This window comes from Amycolatopsis viridis (assembly GCF_011758765.1).
GTDB lineage: Bacteria > Actinomycetota > Actinomycetes > Mycobacteriales > Pseudonocardiaceae > Amycolatopsis_E > Amycolatopsis_E viridis.
In genome coordinates, this window is record NZ_JAANOU010000001.1 from 2,951,779 (window position 1) to 2,966,616 (window position 14,838).

17 protein-coding genes are annotated in these 14,838 nt (G+C 72.2%); 5 read left to right on the plus strand and 12 right to left on the minus strand.

Annotated elements, in window-relative coordinates; translation table 11 throughout:
• Positions 1-147: 147 nt before the first annotated feature.
• A complete protein-coding gene (locus FHX46_RS14575; protein WP_167114557.1) occupies positions 148-390 on the minus strand; it encodes a helix-turn-helix domain-containing protein in 243 nt (80 codons plus the stop codon).
• A 2-nt stretch (positions 391-392) separates the two neighbouring features.
• Between FHX46_RS14575 and FHX46_RS29135 the strand changes: the two genes are divergently transcribed.
• Positions 393-617, plus strand: a complete 225-nt coding sequence (locus tag FHX46_RS29135) for a PaaI family thioesterase (RefSeq protein ID WP_390622651.1) — start codon at positions 393-395, stop codon at positions 615-617.
• Here FHX46_RS29135 and FHX46_RS14580 read toward each other — a convergent pair.
• The 3 genes from FHX46_RS14580 to FHX46_RS14590 all read right to left on the minus strand — a co-directional run bounded on the left by FHX46_RS14580 (position 603) and on the right by FHX46_RS14590 (position 4,433).
• On the minus strand, positions 603-1,964 hold the full coding sequence (locus tag FHX46_RS14580) for an MFS transporter (protein WP_167114560.1): 1,362 nt from the start codon (positions 1,962-1,964) through the stop codon (positions 603-605). The two genes, FHX46_RS29135 and FHX46_RS14580, sit on opposite strands and share 15 nt — an antisense overlap.
• Before the next feature lie 124 nt (positions 1,965-2,088).
• On the minus strand, positions 2,089-2,847 hold the full coding sequence (locus FHX46_RS14585) for an SGNH/GDSL hydrolase family protein (RefSeq protein WP_167114563.1): 759 nt from the start codon (positions 2,845-2,847) through the stop codon (positions 2,089-2,091).
• A 152-nt stretch (positions 2,848-2,999) separates the two neighbouring features.
• A complete protein-coding gene (locus FHX46_RS14590) occupies positions 3,000-4,433 on the minus strand; it encodes an MFS transporter (protein ID WP_167114567.1) in 1,434 nt (477 codons plus the stop codon).
• Positions 4,434-4,647: 214 nt separating this feature from the next.
• Here FHX46_RS14590 and FHX46_RS14595 point away from each other — a divergent pair, with 214 nt between their 5' ends.
• Entirely contained in the window at positions 4,648-5,562 is a 915-nt protein-coding gene (locus tag FHX46_RS14595) for a helix-turn-helix transcriptional regulator (protein ID WP_313886142.1), read from the plus strand.
• Positions 5,563-5,578: 16 nt separating this feature from the next.
• Here the strand turns inward: FHX46_RS14595 and FHX46_RS14600 are convergent, their stop codons facing one another.
• On the minus strand, positions 5,579-6,658 hold the full coding sequence (locus FHX46_RS14600) for a DUF5937 family protein (RefSeq protein ID WP_167114573.1): 1,080 nt from the start codon (positions 6,656-6,658) through the stop codon (positions 5,579-5,581).
• Positions 6,659-6,759: 101 nt separating this feature from the next.
• Between FHX46_RS14600 and FHX46_RS14605 the strand changes: the two genes are divergently transcribed.
• Entirely contained in the window at positions 6,760-8,028 is a 1,269-nt protein-coding gene (locus tag FHX46_RS14605; protein WP_208400150.1) for an MFS transporter, read from the plus strand.
• Here the strand turns inward: FHX46_RS14605 and FHX46_RS14610 are convergent.
• Positions 8,025-8,537: a CGNR zinc finger domain-containing protein gene (locus FHX46_RS14610; RefSeq protein WP_167114578.1), complete on the minus strand. Its 513-nt coding sequence runs from the start codon at positions 8,535-8,537 to the stop codon at positions 8,025-8,027. The two genes, FHX46_RS14605 and FHX46_RS14610, sit on opposite strands and share 4 nt — an antisense overlap.
• Positions 8,538-8,562: 25 nt before the next feature.
• On the opposite strand from FHX46_RS14610, the gene FHX46_RS14615 reads away from it, so the two are divergent.
• Both FHX46_RS14615 and FHX46_RS14620 read left to right on the plus strand, forming a co-directional pair.
• Positions 8,563-8,742 carry a hypothetical protein gene (locus FHX46_RS14615; protein WP_167114581.1) on the plus strand — a complete coding sequence of 60 codons (180 nt, stop codon included), beginning with the start codon at positions 8,563-8,565 and terminating at the stop codon, positions 8,740-8,742.
• Entirely contained in the window at positions 8,739-9,587 is an 849-nt protein-coding gene (locus FHX46_RS14620) for a patatin-like phospholipase family protein (RefSeq protein ID WP_167114584.1), read from the plus strand. The genes FHX46_RS14615 and FHX46_RS14620 overlap by 4 nt, the downstream gene beginning before the upstream one ends.
• A 27-nt stretch (positions 9,588-9,614) precedes the next feature.
• Here the strand turns inward: FHX46_RS14620 and FHX46_RS14625 are convergent, their stop codons facing one another.
• The 6 genes from FHX46_RS14625 to FHX46_RS14650 form a co-directional block, all read right to left on the minus strand.
• Positions 9,615-10,499 carry an SMP-30/gluconolactonase/LRE family protein gene (locus FHX46_RS14625; protein ID WP_167114587.1) on the minus strand — a complete coding sequence of 295 codons (885 nt, stop codon included), beginning with the start codon at positions 10,497-10,499 and terminating at the stop codon, positions 9,615-9,617.
• Positions 10,500-10,572: 73 nt separating this feature from the next.
• The gene (locus FHX46_RS14630) at positions 10,573-11,700 is read right to left on the minus strand and encodes a tyrosine-type recombinase/integrase (RefSeq protein WP_167114590.1); all 1,128 of its coding nucleotides are present in this window, start codon (positions 11,698-11,700) and stop codon (positions 10,573-10,575) included.
• Between the two features lie 275 nt (positions 11,701-11,975).
• On the minus strand, positions 11,976-12,740 hold the full coding sequence (locus tag FHX46_RS14635) for an SDR family NAD(P)-dependent oxidoreductase (RefSeq protein ID WP_167114593.1): 765 nt from the start codon (positions 12,738-12,740) through the stop codon (positions 11,976-11,978).
• Positions 12,741-12,766: 26 nt separating this feature from the next.
• Positions 12,767-13,216 carry a MarR family winged helix-turn-helix transcriptional regulator gene (locus FHX46_RS14640; protein WP_167114596.1) on the minus strand — a complete coding sequence of 150 codons (450 nt, stop codon included), beginning with the start codon at positions 13,214-13,216 and terminating at the stop codon, positions 12,767-12,769.
• On the minus strand, positions 13,213-13,782 hold the full coding sequence (locus FHX46_RS14645; RefSeq protein ID WP_167114598.1) for an NADPH-dependent FMN reductase: 570 nt from the start codon (positions 13,780-13,782) through the stop codon (positions 13,213-13,215). Before FHX46_RS14645 ends, FHX46_RS14640 begins: the two co-directional genes overlap by 4 nt.
• 396 nt (positions 13,783-14,178) lie before the next feature.
• Positions 14,179-14,703 carry a hypothetical protein gene (locus tag FHX46_RS14650; RefSeq protein WP_167109608.1) on the minus strand — a complete coding sequence of 175 codons (525 nt, stop codon included), beginning with the start codon at positions 14,701-14,703 and terminating at the stop codon, positions 14,179-14,181.
• Positions 14,704-14,838: the final 135 nt, after the last annotated feature.

The window sequence follows — 14,838 nt, forward strand, 5'->3', positions numbered from 1 at the left end:
CGGTTTTGTCAGGTGCGCCCGGCAGCCGCGCGTCAAACCGACAGCCGAGTGCGCCCTGTCCGATCTCCGCGAGGCGTGATCCTGTCCGCCTGGTCGGCCCCAGCACGTCGGCGGCGGGACTTCCGGTGGAGCCCGGGCACGCACTGCCTAGGCGGGCTGACCGGAAGCGACCGCCGGCGGAGTGCGGAACGCCTCCCGGTAGGCACTGGGCGTGGTGCCGATCGTGCGGGTGAAGTGGCGGCGCAAGGTGGCTGCCGTGCCCATGCCGACGCGCGCCGCGATGTGCTCGAGCGGGGTGTCGGTGTCCTCGAGGAGGAGCTGGGCCTGGCGGATGCGCTCGAGGTGCAGCTGCCCTCGCCGACACGGCCTGCGGGTACGGCTGCCTGGCATCCCTGCCCGCAGGCCGGGACACGTTCGCCACCATCGACCTCGTCACGCACCTGGTCGGCGCCGCCCGGCCCGGCGAGGACGTCGAAGCGGTCGCGGACCTGCGCCATGACGGCCGCACCACCCAGGTGTGGGACGCGACCGTCACGGCGGCGGGCCCGGAGCGACGGGTGATCGCCCACTTCCGGTGCACGCAGCTGCTGATGACCTCCCGCCTACCGCGCGACTGAGCGGGCGCGGAGGTACACGGTGTCGTCGCTGATGTCGGCGCGGGAGCGGTCCTTGAGCAGCGCCACGCAGACGATCGTGACCGCGGCCGAGAACACCACGTACGCCGAGATCGAGTACGGCGTGCCCGTCACGTGCAGCAGCCAGGTGGCCAGCAACGGCGCCGGCCCGCCGGCGAACACCGACGCCAGCTGGTAACCCAGTCCGGCGCCGCCGTAGCGCAGGTGCGTCGGGAAGCTCTCGCCGATCAGCGCCGCCTGCGGCCCGTACTGCATCGCGTGCGGGATCATCGCCACCACGATCGCGATGAAGATGATGACCATGCCGCCGTTCTTGAGGATCGCGAAGTACGGGAACGCCAGCACCCCGGTCAGCACGGCGCCGGTGAGGTAGACCCGTTTGCGCCCCAACTGGTCGGACAACTGGGAGAACCACAGGATCAGCGCCAGCTCCAGTGCCGCGCCGAGCAGCACGGCGTTGAGCACGAACGTCTTCGAGTAGTGGTGCTGGGCCACCACGTACACCAGGACGTAGCTGGTGTAGAGGTAGAACGGCATCTGCTCGCTGAACCGCAGCCCGGCCGAGAGCAGGATCTCGCGCCAGTGGTGCTTGATCGCGTCGCTCACCGGGCTGCGCGAGGTCCGCTGCTGCGCCACGATCTTGGCGAACATCGGGGTCTCCAGGATGCGCAGCCGGATCACCAGGCCGACGGCGACGAGCACCAGGCTGGCCAGGAACGGGATCCGCCACCCCCACGAGCTGAACGACGCGTCGGAGAGCACCGCGGACAGCAGGGTCATGCCGCCGGTGCCCAGGACGAGCCCGACGGGCACGCCGATCTGCGCGAAACTGCCCAGCAGGCCGCGTTTGCGCTGGTTGCCCCATTCCATGGCGAGCAGCACCGATCCGCTCCACTCGCCGCCGATCGCGATGCCCTGGATCAGCCGCAGCGCCACCAGGAGCAGCGGGGCCGCGATGCCGATGGTCGCCGCGCCCGGCAGCACGCCGACCAGGCCGGAGGCGATCCCCATCATCAGCAGGGTGACGATGAGCGTGGCCTTGCGGCCGATCCGGTCGCCCCAGTGGCCGAAGATCGCTGCGCCGACCGGGCGGGCGGCGAACCCGACCGCGTAGGTGGCGAACGACTGCATCGCCCCCGCGTAGCTGGAGGAGGCGGGGAAGAACAGGTGCGGGAAGATCAGTGCCGCTGCCGTGTTGTAGAGGAAGAAGTCGTACCACTCGATGGTGGTGCCGATGGCGCTGGCGACGGCGGCGCGCCGCACCTGCTTGCGCTGCTGCCGGCCCTGTTCCTGGAGAACGTTGTCCGCTTCGTTTCGCCCGAGAACCATGTCCGTCGTGCCTCCTGTGACTGGCCTCACACTTGCTGGAACGATCCCTCACACGGGTGACGATGTCCAGTTGAGAACCAAGATTCACGGTGCGTGACCGGTACTCCGCGCGCGGCGAGCGGGCTCAGTCCACCGGCAGCAGCCGCGGTCGTTTCGCGGCGAGCGTGTCGCCGGAGGATTCCCCACGCAGGCGGCGGCCGATCCAGGGCAGCACGTGCTCGCGGCCCCACTGCAGGTTCTCCGCGCGCTGCCGCCGCCGGTCGGCCGGCTCACGCGGCCCGAGCGCGGCGGGGGAGAGCCCGTGCGGCCGGCCGAGTGCCTCCAGCACGGCGATGGCGACCTCGGTGTGGCCGAGGGAGTTGAGGTGCAGCCGGTCGGCCGACCACAGGCGCCGGTCCCGCAGCTGCCGCATCGCCCACATGTCCACCAAGCGCGCGCCCTGCCGGGCCGCGATCACGCGCGTGTGCTCGTTGTAGATCGCCGTGCGGCCGCGCAGCTTGCGGAACACCGGGTCTTCGGCGCCGTCGACGCCGGTGAACAGCAGCACCGTCGCCCCGGTCTTGGCGAGCTGTTCGACGGCGTCCTCCAGGCGGGCGGCCAGCGCATCGATGTCCGCCTTCGGGCGCAGCAGGTCGTTGCCGCCGGCGTAGAGCGAGACCAGGTCGGGCTGCAGCGCCAGCGCGGGCCCGAGCTGCTCGGCGATCACCTGGTCGAGCAGCCGTCCCCGGATCGCGAGGTTGGCGTAACGGAACTGGGGGTCGGCGGCCGCCAGCTGCTCGGCCACGCGATCGGCCCAGCCCCGCACGCCGTTCGGGCGCGTCGCGTCGGGGTCGCCGACGCCTTCCGTGAAGGAGTCGCCCAGGGCGACGAAACGCTGACTCATGCGCCCACTCTAAGCGAGCGCTTACTGCGTTCCGGCACCCTGCCCCGGCCCCTCGCATAGTGGTCACCTCCTCCGTTGTGGACGACCACCAGAGGGAAGTCGCGCGCCGATTCGCGACCTGGCCGGGGTGCGAAAGTGGGCACAGCCGTCGATCAGGGTCGCCCGGCCGGCCTGCTGCCACGCAGGAACACGGCACTGGTGAGGACGCCGAGGAGCACGAGGGCGGCGTTCACCGCGATCGCGACCTTCAGCCCGCCGAGCATGGCCGCGGCTCCGGTGCCGGCCATCGCGGCGGTGACGACGGCGCTCATGACGGGCGTGCCCATCGTGATGCCGACCTGCTGGGTCATGGTGGCGAGTCCGGTGGCCAGGCCCTGTTCGTGGTTGGCGAGCCCCGAGGTGGCGGTGACCATGAAGCCCACGATGACGAGCATGTTGCCGACCCCGCCGGCGAAACCGGCGACCAGCATCAGCCACATCCAGGCGGGATCGGCACCGAGGCCGAGCAGGGCCGCGGTGAACACGGCCTGCAGGAGGCCGCCCGCGATCAACGTCCGTTTGCTGCCGATCCTCCCGATGACCTTCGACGCCGTGCTGCCGCCCAGGACCGTCCCCGCGCCGAGCACGCCGAAGGACAGGCCGGCGGCGAGCGGGGAGAGGCCGAGGACGTTCTGGAGGTACAGGGTCAGCGGGAAGACCAGGGAGGTCTCGGTGAGGAACGCGATCAGGCCGGCGACATTGCCCCAGGCCACCGAGCGCTTGCCGAGCACACCGACGGGCACCAGCGGCGCGGGCACCTTGCGTTCGACCGCGTAGAACACCAGCAGCAGCACCACGCCAACCGCCAGGGACGACACCGCGGCTGCCGAATCCCAGCCCTGTTCGCCGGCCTGGGTGAGCCCGAAGACGACGGCCAGCAGGCCGAGCGTGACGCTCACGGCGCCGGGCACGTCCAGCCGGGGACGCCCGCCGGGCCGGGATTCCTTGATGACCGCGGGGGCGACGAGCAGTACGACCAGAGCGACGGGCACGTTGAGGAAGAACGCCCAGCGCCAGGAGAGCAGGTCGGTCAGCAGGCCGCCGAGGACCGCGCCGGCGGTGAAACCGGTGGACATCAGCGCCCCGTTGAGACCGAGCGCCTTCGCGCGCAGCGGACCCTCCGGGAACGCGGTCGTCAGCAGCGACAACCCGGCCGGCGTCACGGCCGCGGTCGCCAGCCCCTGGAACACGCGGGCCGCGATGAGCATCTCCGGGGTCCGCGCCAGCCCGCCCACGAGCGAGGCCGCGCCCAGGACGGCGAGCCCGCCGAGGAACAACCTGCGGCGGCCGAACAGGTCCGCGACCCGCCCGAAGAACAGGGTGAAGCCGGCCGCGCACAGCGCGAACGAGGTGGCGATCCACTGCAGGTGCCCCAGCGAAAAGCCCAGGCCCCGGCCGATCACCGGCAGTGCCACGTTCAGGATCGCGAAGTCCACGGCCAGCGTGAACTGCGTGGTGAGCAGCAGCACCAGCACCAGCCGGAGCCGAGGGGTGAGCGCGGCCGGTGCCGTGCCGGCGGCGGGCGCCTCCACACCAGTGACAGACATGACGTCGATTCCCTTCCCGGGTTCCGCACGCGGCGCACTCGCGTCCCGCGTGATCGTGGAAAGGCTCGCGCCGGCGCGGTTTCCCAGCCAGAACCCCGTGGTGCGCAGCCGGCGGGAGGGTAGTCACGGGATGACCACCCTCCCGGCTTCCCGCGGTCCGGGCCCGCGGGCATCATGGGGATGTCAGTCCACCGACCTGGAGGGATGCCTGCGCGTGTTGACCGAGCTGGGCGACTTTCTCAAGTCCCGCCGCGCCGCGCTGCGCCCCGAGGACGTCGGCCTCACCCCGCACCCGGCCCGCCGCCGGGTTTCCGGGCTGCGCCGCGAGGAGCTGGCGCTGCTCGCCAACGTCAGCATCACCCACTACACGCGCCTGGAGCAGGGGCGCGCCGCGAGCGTGTCGGACAGCTTGCTGGAGGCCATCGCGCGCGCCCTGCGCCTCACCGAGGACGAGACGGCCCACCTGAAGGACCTGGCCCGCCCGGCTGCGGCGTCGTCCCGGCCGGCACCGCCCCGCGTGGAACACGCCAGCGCCTCGGCCCGGCAGCTGCTCGCGGCCATGACCGACGTGCCGGCGTTGATCCTGGACCGCCGCAACGACGTCCTGGCGTGGAACCGGCTGGGCCACGCCCTGCTCGCCGCGCACCTCGCGCCGGGCTCCCCGGACACGCCCAGCACCCGGCCCAACATGACCCGGATGTTGTTCCTGGACGAGCAATACCGGCGGTTGTACGCGAACTGGCACGACCAGGCCGTACTCGCCGTGGCCAGTCTGCGCCTGGTCGCCGGCCGCCACCCCGACGACCGCGCCCTGGCCGAGCTCGTCGGTCAGCTCAGCATGAACAGCGACGAGTTCGCCTCGCTGTGGGCGCGGCACCCGGTCCGCACCTGTACGTCCGGGGTGAAGCACCTGCACCACCCGCTGGTCGGCGCGATGGCACTCAGCTTCGAAAACCTCGTCATCCCCGGCGCCGCGGACCAGCACCTGATCGCGTACACGGCCGAGCCCGGCTCGCCGTCGGAGGCGGCGCTGCGGCTCCTGGCCAGCGTGACGGCCCCGGTGACCCTGGACGCGCCCGCGGGGCGCCACGGCGTCACCGCCCACAGCCTCCCGTCCGGCCCACGGTGAGGCGTGCCGCGGCTGCTCAGCGCAGGACAGCCGCGAGCAGGTCCGTGCCCAGTGTCGTCATCTCGGGCACGTTGAGGGTGTAGTGGACGTAGCGCCCGCGCCGCCGGGAGGTGAGCAGTCCCGCGCGACGCAGGACGGCGAGGTGGCGGGACACCTCCGGGGGCGAGAGCTTCCAGGCGTGGGCCAGCTCGCCCGTGGTGTGCGCGCCGCGCGCCAGGGTGCGCAGCAGCCGCAGCCGGACCGGATGGGCGAGTGCTTCCAGCCGGAGGGTGACTGTGTCCAGCGGCACCGGTTCTGGCGGCTCGGCGACGGGGTACTGCACCACCGGCTGCCAGCCGGCCGCGTGGATCACCACCAGGTGCGGGCGGCCGAAGGTGGTGGGGATGAAGGTGATCCCGCTGCTGTGCGCGGCGGTCGCGTTGTCCTGCAGCTTGTCCACCACGATGCAGTCGCCGTCCGGCGCCAGGGTGAGCGCGCCGGAGACCGAGGCGAGTGCCGCCCGGATGCCCTGGCGTTGCAGCAGGTCGTTCTTCTGGCGCAGGTCGGTGGTGAGTTGCCCGGAGATGCCCGACCAGGCGGCGTCGAAGAACGCCTCGGCACACTGTTCCAGGGTCTGCCGGACGCGCGCCCGCACCGCGGCCGGGTCCGCGAGCAGCCGCTCAGCGAACGCCTCCTGGAGCGCGCCACGGGCCTGGGCCAGTTCCAGGGCCCGGTCGCGGGCGGTCGCGTCGGCGAGTGGCGACGGCGACCCGAAGCGGACCCGGTTGCTGCCGCACGTGGTGGTGAGCGCGGCGGACACGTAGGTCTCGTCGTCGAGGCGGTCCACATCGTCCAGCTCCTCGGCGAGGGTCTGCCGGGGCCGCGCGGGGACCAGGAAATCGGCTCGTGAGGAACGCCAGAGGAACTCCGCCTCGCGCAGCCGCTCGGCCAGCTCCGGCGGTAGCCCGGCCCAGACGTCCCCGGCCCAGGGGGCCAGCCGCGGGTGATGTCCGGGTTCGGCCAGGACGTGCAACATCGCGGTCAGCTCGGCCAGCGGCGAGACGGCGAACCGCAGCCGCTCGGCCGGCAGCCCGGTGATGTCGATGCGCAGCGTCATGGCCGCCATCATCCCTGGTTGGGCGGTGAACGGCGCCGTCGGTTGACGAAATCCGTCAACCGGCTTGCCGCGCCCGGCCGCCCGGCAGAACCGTGGGCGTCGTGCCGAACGCCACCAACAGCCGTCCCCGCGCGCTCCTTCGGGCCTCCGGCGGCCCCCGCTACGCCGTCGCCCTGGCCGTGGACGCGCTCGGCACCGGCCTGCTGCGGCCCTTTCTGCTGCTCTACGGGGTGACGGTGCTGGGGCTGTCCGCGCCGGTCACCGGCACCACCATGACCGCAGGCATCGTCGTGGGCCTGGTGTGCATGCCCGCGGTGGGCGCGTGGCTGGACCGGGGCGCTCGCAGCACGGTCGTGGCGGCGTCGATGCTGGTGCGGGTGCTGGGCGTGGCGCTGCTGCTGGCCACCCCGACGGGGAACGTCTGGATGTTCGCGGCCGCGGCGCTCTTCCTGGGCATCGGCAACCAGGCGTGGCCGGCCGCCCACGCGGCCCTGGTGTCCACGATCGCCCACGGCCGGGAACGCGACGCCGCCCTCGCCGGGGGCCGCGCCCTGCGCAACGCCGGCCTCGGCGCGGGCGGCCTCCTCGCGACCGCGTGCCTGGCCGGCGGCACCACCGCATTGCGGGTGCTGGCAGTCGTCACCGGGCTCGCCTACCTCACCGCGGCGGCCTTCGCGTGGTCGGTCCACGTGCACGCCCATCCGGCCACTGCCACCAAAACCGCCTCCGGCACCGACCCCGGCACTGCCGAGGCCGGGGACGCCGAGCCCGCACCCCGGATGGGCGCGCTGCTGGCCGCCAATGTGATTTACGTCTTCTGCCTCAACGTCCCCGAGATCGCGCTCCCGCTGGTCCTGGTGACGCAGATGCACGCCTCCCCGGTGTGGTCGGCGGCCATCTTCGTGGCCAACACGGTGCTGGTGGTCACCCTGCAGGTTCCGGTCACCGTGCTGCTGTCCCGATTTTCCCGCCGGTCCGTGCTCGCTCTCGCCGGCGTGGTGCTCACCGCGTCCTACCTCGGTTTCCTCGCGGCCGCCGCCCTGGGCTACGGCTGGCGTGCCCCGGCCATCGCCGCGGTGTCCGTGGTCTGCACCCTCGGCGAAATCATCTACGCGGGCAGCGCCACCGCGCTCGTCACCGCGATGGCCCCGGCGCGGGTCCTCGGGCGCGCGCTCTCCCGGTTCCAGTTGTCCACGGGCTTCGGGCTCGCCGTCTCCCCGGCGGTCATCACCGGCCTCGCGTCCCGTGGCCAGTTCGCCCTCTGGGGCAGCCTCGCCGCCGCGACCCTCCTCTCCGCCTCCGCCGTGCGCCGCACCGGACCCGGCGGGCACCGGCTTTCCTCGCGGCGGCACCGCGCCGTGCGGCGCTAGGAGGCGCGGGCGCGGTGCTCGGCCACGTGCACCCGCGTCGCGCAGCGCGTGGAACAGAACCGGCGGCGGCCGTTGCGCGAGGTGTCCACGAAGACGATCTCGCAGCCGTCGCGGGCGCAGGCGCCGAGGCGGTCCGGGTCCTCGCACAGCAGGTGCGCCAGGCCGCCCGCGGTGAAGGCCCGGATGCGGCGGGGCAGTGGGTCGTCCTCGGCGGCGTAGTGCAGGTGTGCGGGCAGCCCGTCGTGGCGGGAGACGAACGGACGGCAGGCGGTCTCCGCCAGCAGCTCGTTGACCAGGTCGACCCGCCGGTCCGGGCCGGGTTCGGTGAACACCGGCCGCAGGCGGCGGCCCCACGCCCGTGCCGCGCGGGCGTCGGCGTCGGTGAGGCGGGTCAGCGACATGCCCGCGGCACGCATCATGCGCAGCAGCCCGGCGGCGTCCGCGTCCGGCATGTTGACCAGGCCCGCCGCCACCTGAGCGGCCGGACCGCCGTAAGGGTTGAAGTGCACTGAACCATTACAGCACGCTGAGGGCATGACCGACGAACGCTGCCCTCGCTGCCAGTGGCCGATGACCGAACTCCGCGGTGGCGGATCGCGCCACCCGGTGTCCACCGGCCGCGTGGACTACCGCCGCTGCATCTGCGGGGCCTGGCTGCTGATCGTCAACGACACACTCGCCGGTGCCACCCGCACCGCTACGATCGAGGCATGACACGCGCACTTGTGCTCGGCGGTGGCGGAGTTGCCGGAATCGCCTGGGAAATCGGCCTGCTGTACGGCTTGTCTGAGTCCGGAGTGGACGTACTGGACGCCGACCGCTTCGTCGGCACCTCCGCGGGCTCGACCGTGGCCGCCCAGATCACCAGCGGCACCCCGCTGGCCGAGCTGTTCCAGCGCCAGGTCGATCCGGCGCTGCAGGCGCCGGAGATCCCGGCGAACATCGATACCGAGGCCGCCGCCGCCATGTTCGCCGCCGCCACCGACGCGGCGACCGACGCTCGTGACGCACGTCGGCGGATCGGTGAGATCGCCCTGGCAGCCGAGACCGTGCCGGAGGCCGAACGGCTGAAGGTGATCGAGGCTCGCCTGCCCTCGCACGAGTGGCCCGCGGCGCCGCTGCAGATCGTCGCGGTGGACGCCGCGACCGGGGACGAGCGCGTGTTCACCGCCGAGTCCGGCGTCTCGCTGGTGGACGCGGTCGCGGCCAGCTCCGCTGTGCCGGGCACCTGGCCGCCGGTGACCATCGACGGCGGCCGTTACGTCGACGGCGGGGTGCGGAGCATGAGGAACGCCGACCTGGCCGCCGGCTGTGACCGGGTGCTGGTGTTGCAGGTCATCCGGATTCCCGGCGACCACGACCTGGACGCGGAGATCGCCGCGCTGCGCGAGGACGGCTCGCGGGTGCTCGTGGTCGAGGCGGACGAAGCCACGAGCGAGGCGATGGGACCGAACCCGCTCGACCCCTCGGTCCGGGACGCGGCCGCGCGCGCCGGGTACGAGCAGGGCCTGCGCGTGGCCGCCGAGGTTGCCGAGCTGTGGGGTCAGCCGGGCGCCTAGCCCGATCGGTGCGTGGCGCCCGCTACCTCAGGGGCGTCCCGCGCGCGGAACGTGGACGCGGAAGGCGAGCAGGCTGGCTTCCCGGACGTCCTTGCGGGCGTGCTCGGAGAAGTCCGGTGCCGCGCAGGCGAACAGGGTGCGTCCGTCGGCGCCGCCGAGCATGCACGCGAACACCCCGGTGCCCGGCCTGATCTCGTCGATGATCTCGCCGCCCTCCCGGACGCGGACCAGCCGTCCGCCCAGCCCGTCGGCGATCCACAGCGCGCCCTCGGCGTCCAGGCAGCAGCCGTCCGGGGCGACCACGAGCTGGGGAAGCGCTTCCTCCAGCTCGCGTTCGGTGGGCGGCTCGCCGAACTTCGCCCAGGTGCGCCGATTGGTCAGGGAACCGTCCGCGGCGATGTCGAAGGCGGTCACGCGGTTGCCGAAGGTCTCGTCGACCAGCAGCACCCCGTCATCGGTGATGACGCTGCCGTTGGGGAACAACATCTCCTCGGCGACCACGGTGACGGTGCCGTTGGGGTCGGCGCGCAACAGGCCGGCCGGCGCGATCGGCGCGCCGTTCATCAGGTCGAAGCCGAAGTTGCCGACGTAGGCGCGACCCCGGTCGTCGACGACCATGTCGTTGGGGTGGCCGGTGACGTGTGCGGACAGATCGGCGTGGGTGACGAGCGTGCCGTCCGGTTCGCGGCGCAGCAGGCGGGCGTCGCGCATCGAGACGATCAGCAGGCGGCCGTCGGGCAGCCATCCCAGCCCGGACGGTTGCTGCGGCACTTCCGCCTCCACCCGCAGGTCGCCGCCGTCCTCCGTGGCGGAGAACACCCGCTGCGTGTAGAAGTCGGCGAACCAGATCCGTTCCTCGTGCCAGCGCGGGCATTCGAGGTAGGAGAACCCGTCCAGAACTGCGTTGCTCACTGTGCGCTCCGCTCGCCATGGGTACAGTGTGGACAGTGAGCCACGGCGGGCGGGCGGTGTCAAGGCCGGGCGGTCAGGCGTCGCGGACCAGCCGGAGATGACGCTGTTCCTCCGGTTGCGGCGCGCTGGTGGCGGGGCCGGTGGTGCCGCTGGTGAGGTCGGCGAGCATTTGGGTGGTCTGGCGGCGCCGGCTGCGGCGGACGTAGATCAGCGTGGTGGCCACGCTTTCGTGGCCGGCGAGGTCGGCCAGGTCCTCGACGGAGACGCCCTGTTCGTAGCCGAGGGTCAGCACGGTGTGCCGCAAGGAGTGCGGCACGATGTCGTCGGGGTGGTCGAGTCCTGCGCCGCGGGCGGTCTCCCGCAGCAGGTTGCCGAGATCCCGGGAGGTCAGCGGGGTGCCGGTGCGGGTGGCGAACAGCCAGCCGGACAATTCGGCGACCGGGGTGCCTTCCCGGCGGGCGCGGGCGGTGAGGTAGTTGCTGAGTGCGAGGTCGGCGCGGCCGAGGATGTCGGCCGTCTTGCGGTGGCCGCCCTTGTTGACGTAACGCAGGATCCGATGGCCGCGGTCGACGCCGAGGTCGCCGTCCGGGCCGCAGCGGGCGTGCAGGATCGCGCCGGACCGCACGGCGGTGGTCGCCATGATCTCCAGGATGGCGAGGTTGCGCAGCGCGGGCTCGGTCCCGGTGCCGGCGGCGCGGGCCCGGGCGTGGCCGAGCAGGGCGAGGAGTTCGTCGTAGGTCAATGCCCGGGTCTGCGACTCCTGGTCCCGCTTGTGCCGGGGGACCAGCCGCGCGGGGTTGTCGTCGTGGGCCCGGTTGTTGATCAGCTCGGTGTACCACGAGCTGACCGCGGCCAGACGCGCGTTGTACGTGACCGGGCTGCCGGGGTCGAGCAGGGCGATCCAGTCCTTGACGTCGGCCAGCCGGGCGGCCAGCGGGTCCACGCGGTGCCAGTCGCAGTAGGACAGCCACAACCCCAGTCCGCGCCAGTAGGAACGGCGGGTCTGGTGGCTCTTCATCTCCAGCAGCCACGACCGCGTCACCCCGCGCGGGCCGAGCTCGTCCGCCGGATCGTCGCGCAGCCCCGGTAGTTCGGCGACCAGCTCGGTCACCAGGCGCCGCAGGACCGGTTTGTCCGGCGCGCGTGCGGGCATCGGCCGCGGCTCGTACGGCGCCAGCTCGACGGCCGGCCCAGCGTTCATGACAGCACCATCCCGGTTCACGGCGATCCGGGTCAGGCTATCGCAGCTGCCGCCGTGTGCCCTGGCGGCCGGCACGCGGACGGGGTGGATGCGGCCGCAATCGCCTCCCGAACCGTGGCCGGTCCGGCGGTCAGCAACCGGTACGGAAGAACCGCCCAGCTGCGTCTCGTCGGGTCGGTGCCGAACCGGCCGCATGGAGCATGGTGCCCCCCGTCAGGAATTTCACCGGCACCGGCCGCCGCCAACGTCCCGTGACGAGGTGAGCCCGCCCCCGGTCAACCTGGGCTGAGGAAGTGGCCATCGGTTCTGATGGCTTCGCCGGTGGTGTTGGTGTTCGCGGTCGAGCAGAGGAAGACGATCATCCGCGCGACGTCGTCGGGGTGGGTGACCCTGCGGGTTGCGGCGGCGGTGCCGGCCTGTGCGATGAGCCCGGGTGGCAGGGGTTTGTCCGCCGGGGTGAAGCCGGGCATGACGACATTGGTGAGGATGCCGTCGGCGGCCAGTTCCCGGGACATGACGCGCGTGAGTCCGTGCAGTCCTGCCTTGGCGGCGACGTAGGAGACGTTGCCGGGGAAGCCGTCCTCGACCAGGCCGGTGGAGACGTTGACGATGCGGCCCCAGCCGCGGCCGCGCATGTCGGCGACGACCGCGCGGGCAAGCAGGTAGGGGCCGATCAGGTTGGCGTTCACCGAGGTGGCGAATCGCTCGGGTGGTGCGGTTTCGAACAGCTCGTCGGGCTGGGCCCGGTCCGGCCATCGGACTGCGTTGTTGACCAGGACGTCGATCGGCCCGAGGTCTCGGCGGGCGCGCTCGACAGCGGCGTCCAGCGAATCAGGTCGGCCGAGGTCGAGCTGCCAGCGGATCGCGCGAGCGCCGCGTTGTTCGGCCAGGTTCACCGTTTCGGCGGCGGCGGGGGTGTTGGAGTGGTAGCCGACGGCGATGTGCGCCTTTTCCTCGGCGAAGGCCAATGCGGTGGCTCTGCCGATCCCCGTGCTGGCGCCGGTCACCAGCACGACTTTTCCTTCCAGGCCAAGCTCCATGGTCATCTCCTGGCGTTCGGTTCGGGTCAGTGGGGTTGTTCGAGGCTGTGGCTGATTGTGGCCAGCAGGCGGATGAGCTGTTCGGCTTCTTCGTCGGTGAGCCCGGCGGTCGCCTGGGCGTCGGCCTCCGCCCATGCGGCCGTAACGGCAGCCACGACGGCCTCGCCGCGTTCGGTCAGCTGTAGCCGGGTCACCCGGCGGTCGCCGGGATCGGCGGTGCGCTGGATGAACCCGGTCCGCTCCATCCGGGTGAGCGCCTTGGCGATGGTGGGCTGCTCGAAGCCGAGCCGCTGGACGAGTTCCGCCTGCGTCGTGCCGGGGTTGTGGTGGATGTCGACGATGAGGAGTTCCTGGCCCAGATGTAGGCCCAGTTGTGCCATCCGGCGGTGCAACACGGCACGGTGCGCCCGGGTGGCACGCGCGAGCGCGTAACCCACCGGCCCGGCGCCCGCGGCGATCTGACGACCGGTGGTCATGCCGGTACTGCCGGCCGGTCGTTGCGAATTTGGGTGAGGACGCGTTGCCAGAGTTCGGTGATTTCGCGCCGGGGGTCCTCGCCCACCAGGACACCGTGGTCGTCGACCTGCCGATGGGCGTCGCCGACCACGACGTCGAGGTCGGACAGGACCTCGGCGCCGGACCGCCGGAGCAGGTCGCCGAGCTGTAGCTGGGCGAACGCGCCGCCGAACCGGTTCGGCGAGGCACTCATCAGCACGACGGGCTTTCCGGTCAGCGGGCGAGGCGGCGCGAGAATCCCGAGCCAGTCGACGATGTCCTTCATGGTGCCGGGAATCGCGCGGTTCAGCTCCGGCGTCACCAGCAGCAGCACATCAGCCGCCGCGACCCGATCGCGTAAGGCCCCGATGACCGGGGGGAACGGCCGCCCCATGGCGGCGTGGACGCGGGGAACCTCCGCCTCGCCGTCCCATGTCTGCACGCGGAAGGGAGCCGGGGCCAGTTCCTGAGCGGCCAGCAGCAGTGCCCGGTTCAGCGACCCGGGCCGCAGGCTCCCGCAGATGCCGAGTACGTCGATGAGTTCCATAGCCGGGAATCCTATAGCCGGATATGTAATCTTGTCGAATGGGCCCGCGCAGCAGCACTCGGTTCCTTCGGTGACGTCCGGCCCAGGCCCGGGGGAGTGGTGGCCCCAAGGGGCGTCGGCGTCCGGCTGCCGCGTACGGGTGCCGGCGGCCGGTCTCCGCCCGGCGGCTGGCAGCTCCAGCTCTGTGAGGCCGGGTCCGTGTTCTTGTCGGCCATGAGCCACGCGCCTGGTGAGCATGACGACCAGTACGGGTGGACTGGGGCGGCTGGAGGCCGAGCGCAGCGCGGCCGGCGAGTGCGGTGTGGTGTTGGAGCCGATCGGTGCTGTGCTCGCGGGTACGGAGGAAGCGATCGAGCGGGTGCGCCGCACGTGGGGATGCGGGCTTGCGGGACGCGATCAGCCGGTTGGACGAGATTGGTGTTCTGGTGGATGAGGCTGTCCGGCTGACGGGGGTGTTGGTCGATCGGCGCCGGTCGGTGCGGTGATCGAGCTGTTCAGTCGTTCCGAGTAGATGCGGTGCGCCTTGCGCTCGGCTGGGGACGCGCCGTCGGTGCCCAGCACCCCTGCGGCGTTGAGCAGCGCGTGGTGCACGTGGGGCGGTGCGGTGACGTGCAGGCTGTAGCCCTGGGCACGCCGCACTTCGCGGCCTTTCCGCAGGGCTTCCCGTCCTGCTTCGCCGAGGCCGTCGTGGTCGGCCAGGTGGCGGGCGATCTTGCCCGGCATCTCGACGCGCACCGGTTGTGATGTGTCGGCGGCGGGTGCCGTTGTTCGGGTCGGCTGGGCAGCAGGTCGGCGACGGCGGTGCGGATGGCGACCCGGCTGACCGCGTGCTGGCACGAGCCCAGCCTCGGCGAGCAGGTGGGTCTGGCGCTGGGTGTTCTGCTCGTCGGTGGACACCCGCGTGTAGACCAGCTCCACCATGCCCGCGCCACCTCTCCGGTGGCCGGCCGCCGCCGATGACGGTTCGACCTGTCGCTAAACCTTCAGTACCGGCCCGACCTGATCGACGGCTGCCTCGCCGAGACCGGCCTTACGATCACCGGCTACCTCCCGACC

Excerpts from the sequence above, each read along its gene's own strand:
- FHX46_RS14575 (WP_167114557.1), bottom strand. The coding sequence starts at position 390 with ATGCCAGGCAGCCGTACCCGCAGGCCGTGTCGGCGAGGGCAGCTGCAC.
- FHX46_RS14580 (WP_167114560.1), bottom strand. The coding sequence starts at position 1,964 with ATGGTTCTCGGGCGAAACGAAGCGGACAACGTTCTCCAGGAACAGGGC.
- FHX46_RS14585 (WP_167114563.1), bottom strand. The coding sequence starts at position 2,847 with ATGAGTCAGCGTTTCGTCGCCCTGGGCGACTCCTTCACGGAAGGCGTC.
- FHX46_RS14590 (WP_167114567.1), bottom strand. The coding sequence starts at position 4,433 with ATGTCTGTCACTGGTGTGGAGGCGCCCGCCGCCGGCACGGCACCGGCC.
- FHX46_RS14600 (WP_167114573.1), bottom strand. The coding sequence starts at position 6,658 with ATGACGCTGCGCATCGACATCACCGGGCTGCCGGCCGAGCGGCTGCGG.
- FHX46_RS14615 (WP_167114581.1), top strand. The coding sequence starts at position 8,563 with ATGACCGACGAACGCTGCCCTCGCTGCCAGTGGCCGATGACCGAACTC.
- FHX46_RS14620 (WP_167114584.1), top strand. The coding sequence starts at position 8,739 with ATGACACGCGCACTTGTGCTCGGCGGTGGCGGAGTTGCCGGAATCGCC.
- FHX46_RS14630 (WP_167114590.1), bottom strand. The coding sequence starts at position 11,700 with ATGAACGCTGGGCCGGCCGTCGAGCTGGCGCCGTACGAGCCGCGGCCG.
- FHX46_RS14635 (WP_167114593.1), bottom strand. The coding sequence starts at position 12,740 with ATGGAGCTTGGCCTGGAAGGAAAAGTCGTGCTGGTGACCGGCGCCAGC.
- FHX46_RS14640 (WP_167114596.1), bottom strand. The coding sequence starts at position 13,216 with ATGACCACCGGTCGTCAGATCGCCGCGGGCGCCGGGCCGGTGGGTTAC.
- FHX46_RS14645 (WP_167114598.1), bottom strand. The coding sequence starts at position 13,782 with ATGGAACTCATCGACGTACTCGGCATCTGCGGGAGCCTGCGGCCCGGG.
- FHX46_RS14650 (WP_167109608.1), bottom strand. The coding sequence starts at position 14,703 with ATGGTGGAGCTGGTCTACACGCGGGTGTCCACCGACGAGCAGAACACC.